General features: G+C 37.8%; 20 protein-coding genes and 1 riboswitch. Of the genes, 7 read left to right on the forward strand and 13 right to left on the reverse strand.

Translation table 11 applies throughout. The features are described from left to right. Window positions 1-170 precede the first annotated feature (170 nt). Together N7Z68_RS07080 and rnjA are read left to right on the forward strand one after the other, a co-directional pair. Window positions 171-380, forward strand: coding sequence for a DNA-dependent RNA polymerase subunit epsilon (locus tag N7Z68_RS07080; RefSeq protein ID WP_275117760.1), 210 nt, complete (start codon window positions 171-173; stop codon window positions 378-380). 3 nt (window positions 381-383) lie between these two features. Next, entirely contained in the window at window positions 384-2,051 is a 1,668-nt protein-coding gene (gene rnjA / locus N7Z68_RS07085; RefSeq protein WP_275117761.1) for a ribonuclease J1, read from the forward strand. A gap of 159 nt (window positions 2,052-2,210) precedes the next feature. Here the strand turns inward: rnjA and N7Z68_RS07090 are convergent, their stop codons facing one another. From N7Z68_RS07090 to N7Z68_RS07105, 4 genes are all read right to left on the reverse strand, one after another. Beyond that, window positions 2,211-2,876: a potassium channel family protein gene (locus N7Z68_RS07090; protein WP_275117762.1), complete on the reverse strand. Its 666-nt coding sequence runs from the start codon at window positions 2,874-2,876 to the stop codon at window positions 2,211-2,213. Window positions 2,877-3,054: 178 nt separating this feature from the next. Further along, a complete protein-coding gene (locus N7Z68_RS07095; RefSeq protein ID WP_275117763.1) occupies window positions 3,055-4,287 on the reverse strand; it encodes a peptidoglycan recognition protein family protein in 1,233 nt (410 codons plus the stop codon). A 212-nt stretch (window positions 4,288-4,499) separates the two neighbouring features. Beyond that, complete coding sequence (locus N7Z68_RS07100; protein WP_275117764.1) at window positions 4,500-4,958, reverse strand: TlpA family protein disulfide reductase; 459 nt, start codon at window positions 4,956-4,958, stop codon at window positions 4,500-4,502. 87 nt (window positions 4,959-5,045) lie between these two features. Next, on the reverse strand, window positions 5,046-5,597 hold the full coding sequence (locus tag N7Z68_RS07105) for a peroxiredoxin (protein WP_275117765.1): 552 nt from the start codon (window positions 5,595-5,597) through the stop codon (window positions 5,046-5,048). 397 nt (window positions 5,598-5,994) lie between these two features. Between N7Z68_RS07105 and N7Z68_RS07110 the strand changes: the two genes are divergently transcribed. The 3 genes from N7Z68_RS07110 to N7Z68_RS07120 all read left to right on the forward strand — a co-directional run bounded on the left by N7Z68_RS07110 (window position 5,995) and on the right by N7Z68_RS07120 (window position 8,043). Then, window positions 5,995-6,834: a mechanosensitive ion channel family protein gene (locus N7Z68_RS07110; protein ID WP_275117766.1), complete on the forward strand. Its 840-nt coding sequence runs from the start codon at window positions 5,995-5,997 to the stop codon at window positions 6,832-6,834. A gap of 250 nt (window positions 6,835-7,084) precedes the next feature. Beyond that, entirely contained in the window at window positions 7,085-7,432 is a 348-nt protein-coding gene (locus tag N7Z68_RS07115; RefSeq protein WP_275117767.1) for a hypothetical protein, read from the forward strand. A gap of 131 nt (window positions 7,433-7,563) precedes the next feature. Continuing rightward, window positions 7,564-8,043, forward strand: coding sequence for a spore coat protein (locus tag N7Z68_RS07120; protein WP_275117768.1), 480 nt, complete (start codon window positions 7,564-7,566; stop codon window positions 8,041-8,043). 136 nt (window positions 8,044-8,179) lie between these two features. On the opposite strand, the gene N7Z68_RS07125 is transcribed toward N7Z68_RS07120, so the two are convergent. From N7Z68_RS07125 to dapD, 8 genes are all read right to left on the reverse strand, one after another. Beyond that, window positions 8,180-9,031 (reverse strand): manganese catalase, encoded by an 852-nt coding sequence (locus N7Z68_RS07125; protein ID WP_275117769.1) that lies wholly within the window; start codon window positions 9,029-9,031, stop codon window positions 8,180-8,182. 98 nt (window positions 9,032-9,129) lie between these two features. Then, window positions 9,130-9,375: a YkuS family protein gene (locus N7Z68_RS07130; protein WP_216828151.1), complete on the reverse strand. Its 246-nt coding sequence runs from the start codon at window positions 9,373-9,375 to the stop codon at window positions 9,130-9,132. Window positions 9,376-9,457: 82 nt separating this feature from the next. Beyond that, the gene (locus tag N7Z68_RS07135; protein ID WP_275117770.1) at window positions 9,458-10,570 is read right to left on the reverse strand and encodes a Ger(x)C family spore germination protein; all 1,113 of its coding nucleotides are present in this window, start codon (window positions 10,568-10,570) and stop codon (window positions 9,458-9,460) included. Beyond that, on the reverse strand, window positions 10,567-11,643 hold the full coding sequence (locus N7Z68_RS07140) for a GerAB/ArcD/ProY family transporter (RefSeq protein ID WP_275117771.1): 1,077 nt from the start codon (window positions 11,641-11,643) through the stop codon (window positions 10,567-10,569). The genes N7Z68_RS07135 and N7Z68_RS07140 overlap by 4 nt, the downstream gene beginning before the upstream one ends. A 12-nt stretch (window positions 11,644-11,655) precedes the next feature. Continuing rightward, window positions 11,656-13,137, reverse strand: a complete 1,482-nt coding sequence (locus tag N7Z68_RS07145) for a spore germination protein (protein ID WP_275117772.1) — start codon at window positions 13,135-13,137, stop codon at window positions 11,656-11,658. A 106-nt stretch (window positions 13,138-13,243) separates the two neighbouring features. Further along, on the reverse strand, window positions 13,244-14,374 hold the full coding sequence (locus N7Z68_RS07150; protein ID WP_373323116.1) for an N-acetyldiaminopimelate deacetylase: 1,131 nt from the start codon (window positions 14,372-14,374) through the stop codon (window positions 13,244-13,246). Continuing rightward, entirely contained in the window at window positions 14,371-15,588 is a 1,218-nt protein-coding gene (locus tag N7Z68_RS07155; RefSeq protein ID WP_275117773.1) for an aspartate aminotransferase family protein, read from the reverse strand. Before N7Z68_RS07155 ends, N7Z68_RS07150 begins: the two co-directional genes overlap by 4 nt. 68 nt (window positions 15,589-15,656) lie before the next feature. Next, window positions 15,657-16,379 carry a 2,3,4,5-tetrahydropyridine-2,6-dicarboxylate N-acetyltransferase gene (dapD, locus tag N7Z68_RS07160; RefSeq protein WP_275117774.1) on the reverse strand — a complete coding sequence of 241 codons (723 nt, stop codon included), beginning with the start codon at window positions 16,377-16,379 and terminating at the stop codon, window positions 15,657-15,659. 244 nt (window positions 16,380-16,623) lie between these two features. Between dapD and rraA the strand changes: the two genes are divergently transcribed. Further along, the gene (gene rraA / locus N7Z68_RS07165) at window positions 16,624-17,103 is read left to right on the forward strand and encodes a ribonuclease E activity regulator RraA (RefSeq protein ID WP_275117775.1); all 480 of its coding nucleotides are present in this window, start codon (window positions 16,624-16,626) and stop codon (window positions 17,101-17,103) included. A gap of 159 nt (window positions 17,104-17,262) precedes the next feature. On the opposite strand, the gene aceA is transcribed toward rraA, so the two are convergent. Beyond that, window positions 17,263-18,555 carry an isocitrate lyase gene (gene aceA, locus N7Z68_RS07170; RefSeq protein WP_216828156.1) on the reverse strand — a complete coding sequence of 431 codons (1,293 nt, stop codon included), beginning with the start codon at window positions 18,553-18,555 and terminating at the stop codon, window positions 17,263-17,265. A 619-nt stretch (window positions 18,556-19,174) separates the two neighbouring features. Continuing rightward, a riboswitch (TPP riboswitch) is annotated at window positions 19,175-19,277 on the forward strand. A gap of 128 nt (window positions 19,278-19,405) precedes the next feature. Here aceA and N7Z68_RS07175 point away from each other — a divergent pair. After that, entirely contained in the window at window positions 19,406-20,698 is a 1,293-nt protein-coding gene (locus N7Z68_RS07175; protein WP_275117776.1) for an acetylornithine deacetylase, read from the forward strand. Window positions 20,699-20,752: the final 54 nt, after the last annotated feature.

Here is a 20,752-nt window from a genome sequence, read left to right on the forward strand (position 1 = left end):
CGTATAACTAACAAAGGGAAGATTTTCAAAAAAGCTTCCCCTTTTTACATAAAAAATGAATATTATTGAAATAAATTGGCAAAGAAGAATAAATGCATGAAAATCTAACCAATTTAATTTATAATATGATAATAAATAAAAGGTTCAACACTTATTAAAGGAGAGGTATTATGATTTATAAAGTATTCTATCAACCAAGACCCGACCAAGTTCCTGTTCGAGAAAATACAAGGTCTTATTATGTTGAAGCGAACAGTGAAAGAGAAGCTCGAAAAAAACTTGCCGACAAAAACATCAGCATCGAATTTGTCCAACAAATATCAGGTGTGTTTCTTGAGTATGAAAAACAAAATCCTAACTTCCAGATAGAACAGGGGTAAGACATGAAACAAGCTAAACCAAATCAAGCATCCGTTTTTGCATTAGGCGGCCTAGGTGAGATCGGCAAGAACACCTATGCAGTCCAATATCAAGACGAAATCATATTAATTGATGCGGGAATTAAATTTCCAGAGGATGAGCTCCTAGGAATTGATTATGTCATTCCCGATTACACATACCTAGTTCGGAACGAAGAAAAAATTAAAGGTCTATTTATAACGCACGGACATGAAGACCACATCGGTGGAATTCCATATTTAATGCGAGACGTAAATATTCCCATTTATGGCGGAAAACTAGCTCTTGGTTTAATTAAAAATAAATTAGAAGAGCATGGACTACTTCGCAAAGTAAAAATGCACGAAATTCATGAAGATCAACCGATTAAATTTGCCAATACAACTGTAGAATTTTTCAGAACGACTCATAGTATCCCTGATGCATATGGAATTGTAGTAAAAACACCAGCTGGCAGCATCGTTCATACTGGTGATTTTAAATTTGATTTTACACCTGTTGGTGAACCAGCCAATTTAACAAAAATGGCTAAAATCGGTGAGGAAGGCGTACTATGCCTCCTTTCAGACAGTACCAATAGTGAGATCCCTGAATTTACCATGTCAGAGCGTAAAGTCGGTGAAAGTATTGACAGTATTTTTAGAAAAGTAGAGGGGCGCGTCATTTTTGCAACCTTCGCTTCGAATATTCATCGTTTACAGCAAGTTGTCGAATCTGCAGTTCAGTACGGTAGAAAAATAGCCGTATTCGGAAGAAGTATGGAATCGGCTTTAACAATTGGACAAGATCTTGGATATATTCGTGCACCTAAAGGTACATTTATAGAACCATCGCAATTAAATAAACTTCCTGACAACCAAGTAACGATTCTATGTACAGGAAGCCAAGGTGAACCAATGGCTGCATTATCACGAATTGCCTTTGGTACGCATCGACAAATCCAAATTATTCCTGGAGATACGGTTGTATTTTCATCGTCTCCAATACCAGGCAATACTTTAAGTGTGAGTAAGACGATTAATCAGCTTTATCGTGTTGGTGCGAATGTCATTCACGGTTCTTTAAGCAACATTCATACTTCTGGTCATGGTGGACAAGAAGAACAAAAGTTAATGTTACGACTCATCAAGCCTCAATATTTCTTACCTATTCACGGAGAGTATCGTATGTTAAAAATGCATACGAAGCTCGCACAAGATTGTGGTGTACCTGAGAAAAATTGCTTTATTATGGATAACGGTGAAGTCCTTTCAATGAATAAAGAAGAAGCCATAATTTCTGGTAAGGTTCCTTCTGGTTCAGTTTATGTAGACGGCAGCGGTATAGGCGATATTGGAAATATTGTTTTACGGGACCGTCGCATCCTATCTGAAGAAGGGTTAGTAGTTGTTGTTGTAAGCTTAAATATGAAAGAATTTAAAGTGTCTGCCGGACCAGATATTATCTCTCGAGGATTTGTCTACATGCGTGAAGCTGGAGATTTAATTCAAGAAGCACAGCAAATGCTTGCAAAACACCTTGATGAGGTCATGGAAAGAAAAACGACGCAATGGTCTGAAATCAAAAATGAAATAAGTGATATTCTTGGTCCTTTCCTTTACGAGCGTACGAAGAGAAAGCCAATGATATTACCTATAATTATGGAAGTGTAAAACCCATAGTAAAAAGAGTAGGAGGTACCAGTTTAATGACCTCTACTCTTTTTATTTTGGTTAATCGAGCCTCGTATGTTGCTCTCATACTTTCTAATTATAAATATTGGTGCTCTTCTACTTTCTTAATATAAACTATATTCTAAAATATTAATTCATTTATCCTTCATCTAACAACTGTTTTTCAAAGCGGTCAATATCTCTATCGGCGCCGATAACAATTAATATGTCCCCTCTACAAATTTTTTCATACGCTTGCGGAGAAACATTGATTTCTTCTTTGCGTTTAATCGCCATAATATTAATCCCATACTTAGCACGAATATCTAAGTCTATTAATGTTTTTCCGTGTATTTTTTCGCCAGCAATCAACTCTACTATACTATATTCGTCTGAGAGTTCTAAGTAGTCTAAAACATTTTTGGAGACAATATGATGCGCAATGCGAATCCCGATATCTCGCTCTGGATGAACAATTTCATGTGCCCCAATTTTCTCAAGCACTTTTTCATGATAGTCATTTTGTGCTTTTACTGTAATATGCTTTACACCTAATTCATGTAACATTAAAGTTGTTAAAATACTTGATTGAATGTCGTCACCAATCGCAACAATTACATGGTCAAAGTTTCGTATTCCTAAATTCTTTAAGGCTGCTTCATCCGTGGAATTAGCTACAACTGCATGAGTGACAATATCTTTAAATTCGTCTACTTTTTCTGGAGAATGATCAATTGCCATAACTTCCATTCCTAATCTACTTAGTTCTTTACAGATACTTCCCCCAAATCTCCCTAAACCGATTACAGCAAATTGCTTTTTCATGAAGTCCTCCTCACGCAAGCCTTGTTTATTTTATTTAAATTTTATCATAGAAAGTATTTATAATGCCTAAAAAAACAAAGAGTGCCAGGTACCTCAACCTCAATAAAAGGAACCATTTTATCTAGTCCTTTATATCAGTTAGAGGAAAACTGGCACATTGTTGTTATCTATAAATTAGTTAAGAAAATAAACGTGACCAAGTTTGCGGTCCGACAATTCCGTCTACGGTTATACCTTCCCTTCGCTGAAAGTTTCTAACCGCCTGTTCAGTTATTGGGCCATATAATCCATCTACGGTAACATTTAAAGCACGCTGAACCCTTCTAACATCGTCTCCTCTCATAAATGGTGTCTGAAGAGAGATTAATCGAGTGTAGCTAGGATGTTCATTCGGACTGACACGATCCAACGCTCTCCATGTTTGCGGTCCAACAATACCATCTACAGTAATGTTTTCTCTTCGTTGAAAGTCTCTCACTCTTTGTGCTGTTTCAGGTCCATACAATCCATCCACCATTGCTCCTACTTTTTGTTGAACTTCACGCACATCTTCACCACGCATCAGAGGTGTAATATGACGTAACATCCTTCTTGATTCACTTGTAAATATTTCTTCACGCTCATCCGGTTCATCTGTTGGAGACCCATGTTCAACGATTTCCATATTTCCATCGAAATCTCTTAATGCGGCACGTGTTTGAGGACCGACGATTCCATCTACAGCAATACCAGCAGCTCGTTGAAACCGAACCACTGCATCAAATGTTTGCGGACCAAAAATTCCATCGATTGGTCCTGGCATGAAATTTAATTCATTAAGGCGTTCTTGAAGTGCCATAATATCATCACCTTGGTCGCCTCTTGACAAAATGGTACGTTGTCTAGCTCCAGCAACATACGTCGGTGAAGGGATGGCTGAACGGTCAATTTGACCCGTTCTTTCGGCTAATTGAGAGCGGAATTGCGTCATACTGATTGAAGGGCAAGGTTTCCAAGAATACCCTGGAAATTCAATGTGGCCCCACACGTTATCAACAGGTATATTGAGCTCATTCATTAAAAACTGTGTCAGTTCTAAAGCGGCTTCACGTTGTTGAGATGTAGGAGTCTGAGTACGGAAATCCCCGACCATACAAACGCCAACAGCCATCCCATTACTGTTACCTACATGGTAACTAACAACTTCTAGATCATGGCACCAGCTAATGGCCCCATCACGATCTACCACGTAGTGATACCCAATTCCTGGCCACCCTAAATTGTTAACGTGGTACCTCGCAAATGCTTCTGCGCTACCTGAAGTTGTGGCACTATGATGAATAGCAATATTTCTAATAGCACCTCTAGAACGACGACGGTATCTTCTACTCGCGTGTCTCGCTAATGAATTACGCTTGTCTATAATATTCATCAAATCACCTCATTACTTATATATGGTAATAAGTGAAAAATGGTGATATACCCATAGTGATTTTTTAATATCCAGCCTTTTGTTGACGTTAGAACTGAAAAAAACGGATTTAAACCAAATACCTTTTAACATTCCATACTTCAAATACAAAAAAGAGCAGGCGAATTTTACACATTCGACTGCTCATAAATAGATTTATTTCATATTTAAAGTTACTCTTCTTTGATTCCTAATACTCGATTAACTCGTTTTGTTAACATCTTCATACCACTTCCACCTGCTTGGAAGTGGCGAAGTTGACCTTCGGCATCAAACACATAGTAGGCCGGGACATACTGATTTTCGAACGAATCCGTAATTTTATGTGCGTTATCAACAGCAATTAGTTGTGAGATGCCATGATCCTCAGCTACCTGTTTGATCTGTTCAATATCTGTATCTTTTTCTGAACGTGGCATGTGAATAGCAATTACATTTAACTGATTCGCATATTTATCACGGAATTCATTAATATTTGGCATAGCATCTTTACAAAGCCCCCATGAAACTGACCAAAAGTGAAATAATGTCGGTTTACTTCCTAGTAATTCTTCTTTGCTTATCCCACTGCCGTTTAACCACTCAGTTGCCCCGCTTAGGTCTGGCATTGGTGAGCGTAACTTTAGCGCCATCCTTTTCCCTCCTTGGTATATTAAAATAGTTGAAAAAAGGTCTAACATAAATGCTAGACCTTTATTTTTTTATCATATGTACTTAAATTAAGCGTTTAGGGTTTCTTGTCCTGGTTTCCAATTTGCTGGGCATAGTCCACCCGTTTGTAGTGCTTGAAGCACACGTAACGTTTCATCAACATCACGACCAATGTTATTGTGATTTACTACAGAGTACATTAACTCACCTTCTGGACTAATAATGAATAGTCCACGAAGTGCTACACCTGCATCTTCAATTAACACACCATAATCACGCGAAACTTGGTGATTTGTATCTGCAGCTAACGGATACTTTAATTCACCTAAACCATTGTCATCACGAGAAGTGTTAATCCATGCTTTATGCGTGTGAATCGTATCAGTAGAAACACCAATTACTTCTGCATCTAAATCTTCAAACTCATCATAACGGTCGCTTAGTGCAGTAATTTCTGTAGGGCAAACGAATGTGAAGTCCATTGGATAGAAGAATAGAACGGTCCATTTATCATCTTTCATATTATCTTCAAGACTAACTTTTCCAAATTCTTTGTTCGGTAAAACAGCTTCCATTTCAAAACGAGGAGCTTGCTTTGCTACCATACGCTTATCTGACATATGTACATACCTCCTAAGTGATTTAACGTTGAGATTTAAGAGAAGGTTATTTTAGATCATATTAAATTATAGTTCATCTAAATTACTATCATATTCCTTCCTCTTGTCACACTATTGCTATTATACCCACAGTTTAATGAACTAAACTTTAATTTTACGTAAACAATTATTAAAGTTTTTCTACAATAAATGCTTGGGATTACACTTTTAAAATTCTCCTTTATCTCGTTACATTATAAAAAAGTTTCCTTTTTTCTACACTTATCGTTTTACATTCAAATTTTCTGGGAATAGAATAAGGGAAGGTTTTTCTTTAATATGGGTGGATCTTTCATAAATTCTTAATGAGGATTTACTTAAAATGAACCGGTATAAAAATAAATATAGGAGTGGTTTTGTGAATCAATGGTTTGAAGATATTAATTGGACTTCATTTTTAGAAGGAGGCATAGAGATCTTTGGGCAAGCCGTAATTGCTATCATTGCGTTTATTATCGCTAAGTCTATTGGAAATAAAATAATTAAGACGGGCTTTACAAAGATGCAAGAGCAAAAAGATATATCGTTAGGTCGAGTTAAAACATTAGAAAAGTTAGCTTTGAATGCTTTTTCATACGTCCTTATCTTTGTATTTATTACGATTGTAATTAGTATATTCGGACTTGATGCGACCGGGTTAATTGCGGGTGCTGGTATTATTGGTTTAGCAATTGGTTTTGGTGCTCAAGGCTTAGTGAGTGATGTCGTTACTGGCTTTTTTATTTTATTAGAAAGACAAATTGATGTTGGCGATTACGTAACAGCTTCAGGGCTCGATGGGATCGTGGAAGAAGTTGGATTACGCACAACTTTAATTAGAGGTTTTGACGGGACTCTGCACTTTATTCCTAACCGAAATATCTCAAGTGTCAGTAACCACTCTAGAGGCAATATGCGTGCATTAGTAGATATGAGTATCTCCTACGATGACAATATTGATGAAGCTGTGAAAGTGATGCAAGCAGTATGTGATCGAATTGCAACTGAGGATGAAAGAATTGTAGAAGGGCCTAACGTTGTTGGTGTCCAAAGTTTAGGAGATTCTGATGTTGTTCTTCGTATTGTTGCTAAGACTGTTAATATGGAACAATGGGCAGTTGAACGTACTTTGCGTAAGGAGCTAAAAGAAGCTCTAGATGCAAATGGTATTGAAATTCCTTTCCCGCATCAAGTATATATTGAAAAGAAAAATGCATAGAGGATTATATAAGGTATACTTCTTGCAACAATAAACTCTGTCAAGAATTATGGTCTTGCTAATTGAAAAAATAGGTCCAATAACATAGTTGACTTAAAAGAATAAAGGTACCAATTTTTCAAGTGGCTGATAACGTGTATCAGCCACTTTTTTTATAATTATATAAAGAGTTTCTCCAGCTGCCTACACCATTTCGGCATATGTCCCATATGTTATTAATATCTTGTACGCAAAGAAAGGGAGATTCAAGATGAGTGAAAACTTTAATCCAAGTAACCAAAAGAAATTAATGGAGTTAGTTGTAGGTCAAGTATTAAAAAAGCATAAGGTTTCCCCTAAAGATATAGACCTTACGAAAAAAGAAAAAAAGAAGATTAAGGAAATTGTTGGAGATATTGAAGGTGAGGTACAGCGCTTTCTTGAAAACCAAAATAAACAATTAACAGAACAAGACTTTTCAACGGAAAGCACATCAACATCAACACCTGAAACATCACAAATAAATCAAGCACCCCAGTCAAGTACACCACAACGGCAAACCTTCCAGTCCACAAACGATGTTACATCCGTAAAAACCTTTTTCAATCGTAGAAAGTAAGCTTAACAGCTCCAAATTTGTTGGAGCTGTTTTTTTACAATTGGACTATTTAATCAAGATATTTGTCCAAACAATGTGCACTTGTAGTACATAAGTTGAAGTAGACACACAAAAAGGAGGAATAACTAATTATGAGTAACCAAGAAGTTTTCTATTCGACTGATAAGAAAAAATCAGACTGGTCAGCATTAGATCCTAAAAAGAAACACCCATTATGCCCACCGAAAAAAGAAGAACAAGAAGAGGTTGCACAAGTAGCTGAACAGACAAATAAAACATTTCAGTTATCAGAAGAGTCTATTATGATCAAAGATTCCTGTGATGTTTCTGTAAATAGTACTGATACGAAAGCTGCACTATCTCTTCAAGCTTCACTACAGGCAGCGATTGCAATTGTAATTAGTATTTCAATTGCAGACAGCACAAAAGCAGATATGATCACGCAAGAATTACTTCAATCTTCTAAAATCAAGCAAGTAACGAAACAAAAAACGATTATTGAAAACTCCCGTAACGTCCAAGTTACAACAACTGACACTCAAATTGCAGCAAATATTCAAGTGTTACTTCAATTATTACTAGCGATACTAGTTCAAGTCGACATTCTTTAACAAGAAAAGCAAAAGCGCAAGCGCCCAATCGGCTAAGTCTCACTAATCGCTGGGCCTATGTTCAAAAAAACTCTCCCTGGTACCAGGCACCTTTAACAAACTAAAGAGGTGCCGGGGTACAGGGAGAGTTTTGTGTTTATGCCAGATGCGGCGGGATATTATGATGATGGCCTGGCAGCATCGTGTTATGCATATAAGGCGGGGCTGGTTTAAGTTTAGGCTTTCTGCCAAATGGAACTGGTTGTGCCACATACTGAAATTGTCCCATACTATCCATACTTGGTCCACTTGCCCATCGTCCTCTACTACTTTCTTCACCGCGAGACAAATTGAAGAAGGTATAAGAAACTTCTTGTTTTTCCAAATGCCGAGGGAACGTACTCGGAACAACAATGTTTTCTTGAGCTTCTAGCTCAGCGATAGCCGCTTGCCACATATTCTGGTGCATCGTATCGCGAGCAATTAGCCATGATAACATATCCTTAACTCCACGGTCATTTGTCATTTCATAAAGCCTTACTGCTTGGAGTCGTCCCTGAGACTCATAGGTTAGGTTCATACGAAAATCAGCTAATAGGTTCCCACTCGCATTAATATAGCTTGCTGTCCAAGGGTTACCTACACTGTCAGCAGGCATTGCACCTAAGCCAGAAACAATTGCATGCTGCGGGTTCATGCCACCTAAGATCGCGCCAATGACAGGGTCTTTTGCGGCATCTTCTAAATCCCCAACTGGTGCACCATCAAGTAATCTCGCAATCATCGTTGCTAACATTTCAATATGTGCCAACTCTTCTGTTCCAGTATCCATAAGTAGATCTCGATACTTTTCGTCTCCTCTAAATGACCACCCTTGAAATAAATATTGTAACGCTACTGAAATTTCGCCAAATTGTCCTCCTAAAATTTCTTGCAATTTTCTTGCAAAGACTGGATCTGGACATTCAGGTTTAGCAGGATGTTGTAACTCCTTTACATGATAGAACATTTAATCACCTCCATACTTATTACATTCGGTGACTAGAATGTCCTATTCCACAAAAAAAGTGAGGACACTATGAAAAGTGTACCTCACCTTTTTTATCATTATTGATTTAATTTTTGCTCGACCTGTTGACAAACTTCTTCAGCCGACATTCCTTGTGCTGAAATAACAGAACCGGCTGTAACTACATTTTGAATCCCCATCATATCTTGGTCTTGTCCTGTAATTACGCAGCAATCGCAACCATTTGCATCTTGCTCTTGCTTTAATTGAACGACATCATAGCCTCTTGATTGAAGCTCTTGTTGTACAGCAGTTAACGATTGTTCCACACCAATTCTTGGCATGACATACACCTCCAAAAAACATATCAATTATTTGTTTCAATGTTAGGATGTACAGAAAAAGGATTTTTATTCTAATTTTGTTTTATCTGAAATATCCAAAGTCTCTTATTTTTGCTTCTACGTTACATGTAACATGTATAGTTGGGAATACCTCTCTCCAGTCCATTTGTTTCCAGTCATTATAACTCATACTATTTCTAACATATCTCCCTAGACCAATACTATCTGCATTTAATTGTTGCATGGTCTTTACAATATCCTCGACTTCTTCTTTTATATACTGTTCAATTTCCCTCTCTAACCGGTGTTGTCCTTCCTCACTTGTAACATCTAACTTACCATTATACTCAAGTAATTGACCACGTACCCAGATGCCAAGTTCAATCTCAATATCATTTGGTCCATGATGTATCACATTAATTTTTCTTCGATTTACCACCGAAGAATATAATACCTGTACAGATCGTTCAATGCCTTCCTCTTTAAATGACATTTGTAAGGCACCGCCAGTGAACTTTCCACTTACAAAAAAGAAAATGCGTGCTTGTTTAGGCTCAATTTTCCCTACATACCGATCTTCTTGAAAAAGAGCTATTCCATCAACGATAATATCATCTATGCCTTCTTTTAAAATAGGAACAACAGGGTCTATTCCTTCATCCATCCAATCTCTCGTAAATTGATAAATCCTAACTTCCGGTATCATATTTAAGTTGGCTTCTTTTTCGAGAAGTTGATCCACATATCTGCTTGTTCTCGGATGTTGCTTATATTCTTTGATTAATAGATCATGAGCTTTACCGTTTACTACTGCAATTTTTACTCTTGGACCAAAAATGGGATCTCTATTCATCGTTTCAATATTCTCACCAATTCCATGTTCCGAAAGTTCTAACCCAAAGAATAATGTCCTTAATTGGCCACTTACAATTTGTCGGTTTGTTTTACGAGAAATAGCGAGCATGGCTTCTTTATCACTATTCGCCAATGTTGTTAAAACTTCTCGCTTCGCAGCCATTTCTGGATCTACTTGAGGAATAGAAACTGATACAAGTAATCGATTGTCAGCTTCATGTTGTTTTGGATCAGAGATATCCAATGACATCCCTTGAACGAAACCTACATCTTCAATAATTCTCTGGTCGGTACAACCAACTAACAAAACCACCAGTAGAAGCCATTGAATCATCTTCATAGCTGCACCTTCCTTCTTGCAATTGGCAGGAGCAATAAGGTAAGAAGCGGTAAGCCGAACGCCACACCAATTTCGATCACTGCAATGTCCGTTAACCACGTCTCTAACTCTGTATAGGTAGTGAAATAGTAAGTAATAACATAAGCAGTAACAACTACTATAATTATACTTTTCTTCTCTTTGACATTATTACCTATAAAACTTAACGCCTCTTTTGCTCCCCATAAAAAGAACACACCTGTAACGATGATCTTAATGATAAAGACAGGAACAATTAAATTGTCAACTCTTTCTAAGAACGGGGCCTCAATGTATGCAAAAAGCTCTAGAGTAGGAAACTGAATTTTAACTAATTGTTGCAGACTGTAAAACCCAAAACAAATTAACGAGGTGTATCCGTAAACGAAGGTTGTCAGTAAATTACCAAGTATCATCGAACGAATTAATTTGGCACTCTTTTTTACATATGGTGTTAGTAAAAACATAATTTCAAAACCAAGAAAAGAGGTATAAACGGATCCAATTTGAAAAAGGGTCAGATCCCCGTCCTTAAACAAAAAAGGAGTTAATCGTACGAAATCGAATTCCCCCAAAAAAATCAACCCTAATAACAAAGTCCAAATCGAAAAATAAAAAAAGATTGTCCCTGCTTTTACCATGTTCGTTATTCCTAAGTTCAAAAAAACAAAAACAATAATAAACATAGTCGTAATAAACCAAAAAACATGTGTTGTTGGAAAAAAAATAATTTGAATAATAATTGCAAACTGTTTCAATACAAGGGCAGCGAGTGCACACCACAAGATAATGATGATGAAGAACAGCAGATAGTAAATCCACTTTGGCAACGCAATTGAAATTACTTCAAACATAGACCGTTCGCCAATCTTCTTATATACAAATGAAAATAACCAAATATTTAATATAACAATGACCGAAAGAGGAAAAATCGCAATCCAGCCATTGGTTCCAAACACCTCACCTAGAATACGAGGAAGAGCGAATATAACGACGCCAGACTGAATCATATACGTTAATACAATTAAGTGAAATTGATACACTCTTCCTTCCATACGCTTTCCACACTACTTTCTCATTTTCGTTTTAATTTTGTTCTCCGTTACAGCTTCTGACATCCTTTCTTTATCTGCCCAGAATGGAGCCCTTAGTATTGCAGTTTTTAAATCAGAAGCTTCGATTGGAGCTACCGGTGTTAGATAAGACATTTGCAGACTTGTTACTTTTACTAAGTGCAGAAGGATGAAAATGATACCAATTAACAGTCCGAAATTTCCCAATGCTCCCGCTAGAATAATGAGGCCAAAACGCGCAATTCGTATAGATGCACTCAACATATAACTCGGTAGAACAAACGAAGCAATTGCCGATATAGCTACAGCAATAATTAATGTATTACTGACTAAACCAGCTTGTACTGCAGCCTGTCCTATAACGATTCCGCCAACAATACCGATCGTTTGTCCAATCTTAGTTGGTAACCGTGCTCCTGCCTCACGTAAAAGTTCAATCGTGATCTCCATAATTAATGCTTCTAAAAGTGGTGGAAACGGCACCCGGTGGCGTGACTCCGCTAACGATAATAGCAACGTTTCCGGTATCATTTCATAGTGGTACGTTGTAACGGCAACATAAAAAGCAGTAAACGTAATTGTGATAACGATAGACAAATATCGTAATAATTTTGTCGCTGTCCCAATCGCCCAACGTTGATTTTTATCATCTGGTGAATCAAAAAATTCAAAAAAATTCGTCGGTGCAATAAATGCTGTTGGACTATTATCAACCAGACCGACTACCTTTCCATTAACAAGTTGATTGACAACCACATCAGGACGTTCCGTCGTATTAAATTGCGGGAAGATCGAGTTAGGATGTTCATCGATTAATTGAACAAACATATCTGTATCGTATATCGCATCAATCTCTATTGCTGAAATCCGTTCTTTTAGTGTATTAACAAATACTTCATTGGCAATGTCTTCGATATACAATATTACAAGATCCGTTTTTGTCACTTCACCGGCTCGTAGTTTTATAATTTTTAACTTTGAGCTTTTAATTCTTTTGCGAATGAGAGATAAATTCGGCTCCAACCCTTCAATAAATGCATCGTGAGCACCAGTAATTGTACTTTCTGTCTCTGTCTGTTCAATTGCACGATTTTTCGGCTCATAAGCATCTAATAAAAATACTTGCTGATTATAAAAAACAGCTACATTGCCATCTAAAATTCCTTCAACCACTCTTTCAGCGCTTTTTCCTATTTCAAATTGTTGACTAGTAAAAAGCTCAGAAGGTTCAAGATTATGATTAAGCGGGTTTAATATTTCTCTTTCAAAAATGTCCTTACTAATTAGAGACTTGAAATATAAAAAATCAATCTGTAGTGAGGGCATTGAATAATGTTTAATATCTGAGCAATTTTCGAACTCCTTTTGAATCTCCTGTAACGTAATTGGGTTATGGATTAAGTCCCTGGGTTCTTCTTGCTTTTGTTCATGTTGCTCTGATAAAAGCTTGTTTTTAACTCCTAGAAGTTTTTTCATCGAACGAACACCTCGGTACAATAGGTGTTCATATTTTCTTCATTTATTAGAAGTTTATTCTGATTTTAAATCTAAATAAAAAAAGACCCTCACATATAGTGAAGATCTAGTTTTCTGATTTATAGTGCAAGTAATTAATTAAGTGTGTGACCGCAACTTCTATCGCCTGTTCACTTGGCTCCAAACGATTATCATGAAGACCATATGGACTGTTGACTCCAAGCCAGAACATAAAGCCCGGAATTTCTTCTAAGAAATAACCAAAGTCCTCACCAGTCATTGCTTCTGTACATTCAATCAACTCAATAGATGAATGATCACGAGTGAAATTAATAAACTCGCGAGTTAACTTTTCATCATTAAAAACTTGACAATAGTTTGCACCGTAATCGATTGTTGCGCTACATTCAAACCCCGCTTCTATCCCTTTTACAAGTGCTTCAATTCGCTGTTTGACTTTTTGCATCGATTCAATGGAAAGCGTTCGTATCGTTCCTTCAATACGTGCCTTTTCCGCAATGATGTTCTGCTTCGTGCCACCAGTAATTTTTCCAATTGTAACGACGGCTGAATCAAGCGGATCAACATTACGCGATACGATAGATTGAAGTTGAGTTACTAAATATGCTCCGGCAACGATCATATCCCTCGTCGTATGCGGATAAGCTGCATGGCCGCCTTGACCTTTTAAATCAATAAATAGTTCAGACGTATTTGCAAAAAGCAGTCCTTCTCTTGTTGCAATTGTACCTACTGGATACTCAGGAGCAATGTGTAAGGCAACGATTTGATCAGGACGCCACTCTTTTAGAATATCTGATGCTAGCATCGGCTGTGCCCCGCCTGGACCTTCTTCGGCAGGTTGGAAAATAAATAAAAGGTTATCTTTAGGCTGGGCTTTTGAAAAATGGGTAAGCACTCCTAAAGCAATCGTCATATGGAGATCATGACCACAAGCATGCATCTTCCCAGGGTGAGTCGAACGAAACGAATAAGATGTCTCTTCATCCATAGGCAACCCATCAATATCAGCACGATAGCCAATCATCTTTGAAGGATCACTGCCTTGAACCTTTACAACGATCCCTGTTTTCCATGTTTTTATTTCTAGATACGCCTGCGGTAATTGGTTGATATATTCTAATAGAAAAGCTTGTGTTTTCACTTCTTCAAACCCTAACTCTGGAATTTGATGAAGTGCTCTTCTTACCTCAACTAATTTAGAACCATCAATCATTGGTTAAGCTCCTTCTCCAGTACAAGCTGAAGTTTTGTCTCTAAAACTTCGATGAATGCATCTATTTCTTTTTCCGTGAGCGTAAGCGGCGGGAGTAGGCGAATGATCGTTTGTTGGGTCACATCGACTAAATAGCCTTCTGCCAACAGGTCGCGTTGTAACTTCTTTGCATCTTCAGGAGCAAGGAGTGTTACTATACCAACCATCATTCCTTTACCACGAATTTTTTCTAAAATTTTAGGATTTTTGTCTTTTAAACGATTTAATTTTTCATGTAAGTATTTGGAACGCGCCACTGATTTCTCCAGCTCACCATCTTCTAGTAAAACCTTGAACACTGTATTACCAAGGGCAGCACTTAATGGTGAAGGTGCAAAAGTTGTCCCGTGATCTCCAGGCTTAAATAGATGACTTAATTCGTTTGATACGATAATACCTCCAAGCGGTAAGCCCCCGCCAATTCCTTTAGCAAATAAAATTAAATCTGGTGAAATACCTGCGTGTTGATAAGCAAAGATTTTTCCTGTACGTCCAATACCCGTTTGAATTTCATCCATGCAGCAAAGTACACCATATTTTTTCGTCAAACGAGCAACCTCACGTAGATACTCCTCTTCTAATGGTAAAATACCACCTGATCCAAGTACCGGTTCCATTAATACAGCTGCAGGCTTCTTTGTCTTAATGATATCTTCTAGCTGTTCAAGATTATGAGGTTCAACTTCATAAACCGGCATATCCGTTACAGGAAAATCTTGATAAACACCCGGTTGCCGGGTTAATTTTATTGCACCTAATGTTCTGCCGTGAAAACTCTTTTCTAGAACGACAACACCACGATTACTCTTTTCTCCATCTTTCGTCCACTTATGAATTAATTTAATCGCAGCCTCTGTTGCTTCAGCCCCTGAATTCGTAAAGAAAACTTTTCCGTCAATGGACTGCTCAACTAACGTTTTCGCTAATTGAATAGCTGGTTGATTTAAAAACACGTTTGAAATATGTAAAAACTTTTCACCTTGGTCCTTAATCGTTTTCACAATCTCCGGATGAGAGTGACCGAGTACATTAACCGCTAAGCCGGTAAATAAATCTAAGTAGCTTTTTCCTTCCGTATCAATAAGCTGATTCCCTTCGCCTTTTTCAATCGTAATCGGTAAACGATTATACGTAGCCATCATATATTGTTGATCAAGGCCTTGCCAATCTGTCATGAGTGGCCCTCCTTTTAGATAGAATTGAGGCATCCATCAAGCGGAAGCTCAATGAATGCCGTAGTTGATTAGTTATCTTCGTTTAAGCGACGTAATTCTTGCTTAATTTCTGTTTTCCCTTTAGTTTTTTCATCAATCTCTTTAATTACACGAGCTGGAGTTCCAGCAACAACCGTATTTGGAGGCACATCTTCTGTAACAATTGCCCCAGCAGCTACTACTGCACCTTTACCAACAGTAACACCTTCAAGAATTACCGCGTTAGCTCCAACTACTACATCATCTTCAACTACAACTGGTTTTGCAGAAGGTGGCTCAATTACACCTGCTAATACTGAACCTGCACCAATGTGGCAGTTTTTCCCTACTGTTGCACGTCCACCCATTACAACGTTCATATCGATCATCGTGCCTTCGCCGATAACTGAACCGATGTTAATGCTTGCACCCATCATGATGACTGCGTTATTGCCGATTTCAACTTGGTCACGAATGATTGCACCCGGCTCAATACGAGCTTGGATATTTTTCATGTCAAGTAACGGGATCGCTGAATTGCGACGATCATTTTCTACTACATAATCTTCAATTTTTGCTTCATTTTGCTGAATTGCAGCTTCGATCTCTTTCCACTCTCCGAAAAGAACACCTACATTTCCTGTAATAAATGCTTTTGTTTCAGAACCGAAGTCGATTCCTTCTAAATCACCTTTAATATGTACTTTAACTGGTGTCTTTTTCACACTATTTGAGATAAAAGAGATAATTTCATTTGCATCCATCATTTTCATAGTTTAATCCTCCAATAATTTTCTTTCTTTTTAAATAAGTATAAGAAAAATGTCGTTCTGCGTCATAAACACATGACGAATTTTTCCGATAGTATGATTGTACCAAAAAAGCTAACAGAGCTCTATTATAACATCCCACAATAACAAAAATATTCTCTCCTTGTTTAAATTCTTTAGCAAAAAAGCAGGAATTTTAATAGGATATGACGAATAATTATTCATCAATAGTCTAGGAGGAGAAACTATGCCAATACCAACTGCTGACTTACACGATGCACATGGAGATCAACTACTACTTGCTGAACCAATCTTTCAATTTTGGGGTCAGAAAAAAACGTTTGAAGGACCGATTTCTACTGTACGTGTCTTCGAAGACAATGTATTAGTCAAAAAAGCTCTTCAAGAAGTTCCTGAAGGAAGTGTCCTTGTAGTTGACGGTGGCGGGTCTAAGAAATGTGCTTTAATGGGTGATAACCTAGCTGAAATTGCTGTTTCACGAAATTTAGCGGGTGTTATTATTAATGGCTGCATTCGCGACTCTGCACAAATTAACGAAATGAATATTGGAGTATTCGCAATTGGAACAAATCCAATTCGCAGTATCAAAAAAGGTCTAGGTGATACCAACGTCCCTGTACAATTTGCAGGAGTAAACTGGGAGCCTGATCATTATGTTTACGCTGACAGCGACGGTATATTAATTGCGAAAAAAAAGGTTGACTAACCTTTGATACAAAATTAATGACGAAAACGAGCACATGGGATGTGCTCGTTTTTTTGCACCTTTAACAGACAAAAAGAAGGCTGACTACGATCTGCAGCCAGCCTTTCAAGAATATATTTAAATTGATGAGAGAGTTTTGTTAGAAAAACGCTAGATTGCTTATTGCTTTTGGAATTGTGCTTCTTCAGTTGAACCTTTAAGAGCTGTAGTTGAAGAAGTACCACCAGATACAGTTTGAGATACTTGGTCAAAGTAACCAGTACCAACTTCACGTTGGTGACGAGTAGCTGTGTAACCATGCTCTTCAGCAGCAAATTCAGCTTGTTGAAGCTCAGAGTAAGCCCCCATACCACGAGTCTTATAGCCACGAGCAAGTTCAAACATGCTGTAGTTAAGAGAGTGGAAACCAGCAAGTGTAACGAATTGGAATTTGTATCCCATTTTCCCAAGTTCTTGTTGGTAAGTTTCGATTGTATCTTTGTCAAGGTTAGCTTCCCAGTTGAATGAAGGCGAGCAGTTATATGCAAGCATTTTCCCAGGGAATTTTGCATGAATAGCATCAGCAAATTGCTTCGCTTCTTCAAGACTTGGTTTAGAAGTTTCGCACCAGATAAGGTCAGCATATGGAGCATAAGCAAGACCACGTGCGATCGCTTGATCGATACCAGCATTTGTACGGAAGAAACCTTCTGGAGTACGCTCACCAGTAATGAATGGAGCATCTAATGGATCGATGTCGCTTGTAATTAAGTCAGCTGCATCAGCATCTGTACGAGCAATTACTAGTGTTGGTACACCAGAAACGTCTGCTGCAAGACGAGCTGATACTAAGTTACGTACAGCTGTTTGTGTAGGGATAAGTACTTTACCACCTAAGTGACCACATTTTTTCTCAGAAGCTAATTGGTCTTCAAAGTGAACACCAGATGCACCAGCTTCAATCATACCTTTCATAAGTTCAAATACGTTTAACTGTCCACCAAATCCAGCTTCAGCGTCAGCTACGATCGGTGCGAAATAATCAACTTCGCCTTCGCCTTCCATATGTTGGATTTGATCAGCACGTTGTAAAGAGTTGTTGATACGCTTAACAACTTGTGGTACTGAGTTTGCAGGATATAAACTTTGGTCAGGATACATGTGACCAGCAAGGTTAGCATCAGCAGCAACTTGCCATCCACTTAAGTAGATTGCTTTTAGTCCAGCTTTTACTTGTTGAACCGCTTGACCACCAGTAAGTGCACCAAGTGCATTTACATAAGGCTCTTCATTTACAAGTTTCCATAATTTTTGTGAACCTAAACGTGCTAATGTATGATCAATTTGAACAGAACCGCGTAAACGAACTACTTCTTCAGCTGAATAAGGACGCTCGATACCAGCCCAACGTGGATCATTATCCCACTGTTCTTGTAATTTCTTAGCTTCTTCTTGAATGTTTACTTTTGCCATAATCTCCATCTCCCTTTTCTTAAGAAAATTTTAATTTATGATTGAGGTATTATTTCTAGTTGATCAATGCTATGTAAGTTTGTGTATAGAGAATAATTACTAGTTGATCACAACTCGTAGATAATAATAGGTCTCAATCACTTGACCCCAACTTCTTTACTTTTTCTGTATTACTACAGTTTGTTGTTTACAGTTTTATAATATAACAGATAAATAGAAAACTCAACCACTTTTTTCATTTTTTTAGATCTTTTACAAATAGTCGTAATATTCAATCTTTTGACTATATAGTTAATATTTCTTTTATCCTTAACTACTTCTATAATCTTTATGAACGCCTAAACTACAGTCTATCTTTTTAAACTAACTTAATAAATAATACTCGATTCCTAAAGCCCATCCCACAAATTAATAATTTTAGGTCACTAACACTCCCACTATACTAGGATTTACAATAACTGTTACACAAAAAAATACAACTCCTCCCCTGTTATGAAACAGATATTCTCATAACTCTTTATAGTTTCAATACTTTCTGATTTTTCGGTTGAGTTTCTACTGTAAGTGTGTTAATTTTGTACTCAGAATAGCAAAGCAAAATATTTAAATCTTAATATGAAATGTCCACTAGGGGTGCTTTTTATTAGCTGAGACTGGCAAATGCCTAAACCCTTGTACCTGATCTAGATAATACTAGCGGAGGGAAGTGGATAGTCGGAACAGCGAATGATGCTCACATTTAAATTCGTACTGACTATTCAACCACTTCCCTCCAAATCGGAAGTGGTTTTTTAATGCTATTTTTAAGTAGGATCAGTGTTTCATTTATAATTTGAAAGGAGTGAGTATTTTGACCAAAACATCTATTGAACTACTACTTCACCAGATCGATGAGCGAAAAGAGGAACTTGTTGATCTAGCCAAAACATTAATTCGCTATAAAACACCAAGTCCTCCTGCTCGAAATACAGCTGATGCACAAGAATTTATTGCTACATATTTAAAGAATTTAGGGTTTACGATTGATAAATGGGATGTATATGATGGGGATCCAAATGTAGTTGGGGTTTTAGCGGGAACAAATTCTATAGAATACAACAGCCTCCTTATTAATGGTCATATTGATGTCGCTTCTATTGAAGAAGGTGAAAACTGGGATCAGGATCCTTTCACCCCAGTTGTAAAAGATAATATCTTATACGGGCGTGGTGCTGCTGATATGAAAGGCGGTCTCGCTGGCGCTTTATTCGCTATCAAGCTATTAAAAGAAGCTGGCGTTGACCTTCCTGGAGATCTTACCTTCCAATCGGTCATCGGTGAAGAAGTTGGTGAAGCAGGAACACTCGAGTGTTGTAAAAGAGGGTATAATGCTGATTTCGCTGTCGTTGTCGATACGAGTGACTGCCAAATCCAAGGACAAGGCGGCGTCATTACCGGCTGGATTACAATACAAAGTGCACAAACATTTCATGATGCAAACCGGCGCAGTATGATCCATGCCGGTGGTGGTTTATTTGGAGCTAGTGCCATTGAAAAAATGACAAAAATTATTGAAGGGTTAAAAGATCTTGAGAAACATTGGGCAGTTACAAAATCATTCCCTGGATTTCCTGCTGGAATGACAACGATTAATCCAGCCGTTATTGAAGGTGGACGTCATGCTGCTTTCATAGCTGATCGATGCGCCTTATGGATTACGGTACATTTTTACCCAAATGAAAACCATGAAGAGATTGCAAAAGAAATAGAGGAACATATTCTTAATGTAGCAAAAGCTGACCCATGGCTCCGAGAAAACCTGCCTACCTTTCGTTGGGGAGGCTCATCAATGATTGAAGACCGCGGTGAAATCTTCCCTTCTCTTGCAATTGATGAGAAGCACGCCGGCCTTCAATCATTGGCTCATGTTCATCAGTCTGTCCTTCATGAGAAGGCGACAGTGGGGATGTCTCCCACAGTAACAGATGGGGGCTGGCTTGGAGAAGCAGGTATTCCTACTGTTATATATGGACCTGGTAAGCTCGAACATGCCCATGCTGTAAATGAACAACTTTCAATTGATCAACTCGTTCAATTTACAAAAGTTATGACACAATTCATTTACGAATGGTGTAACACACGAAAAGTGGAAGGCTCCTGTTAATCGGCGACAAGCGCTGGAGGACATATAAGAAAACCAAAAATCAAGGAGTGATTA

This window comes from Alkalihalobacterium chitinilyticum, assembly GCF_029028005.1.
Classification (GTDB): domain Bacteria; phylum Bacillota; class Bacilli; order Bacillales; family Bacillaceae_F; genus Alkalihalobacterium; species Alkalihalobacterium chitinilyticum.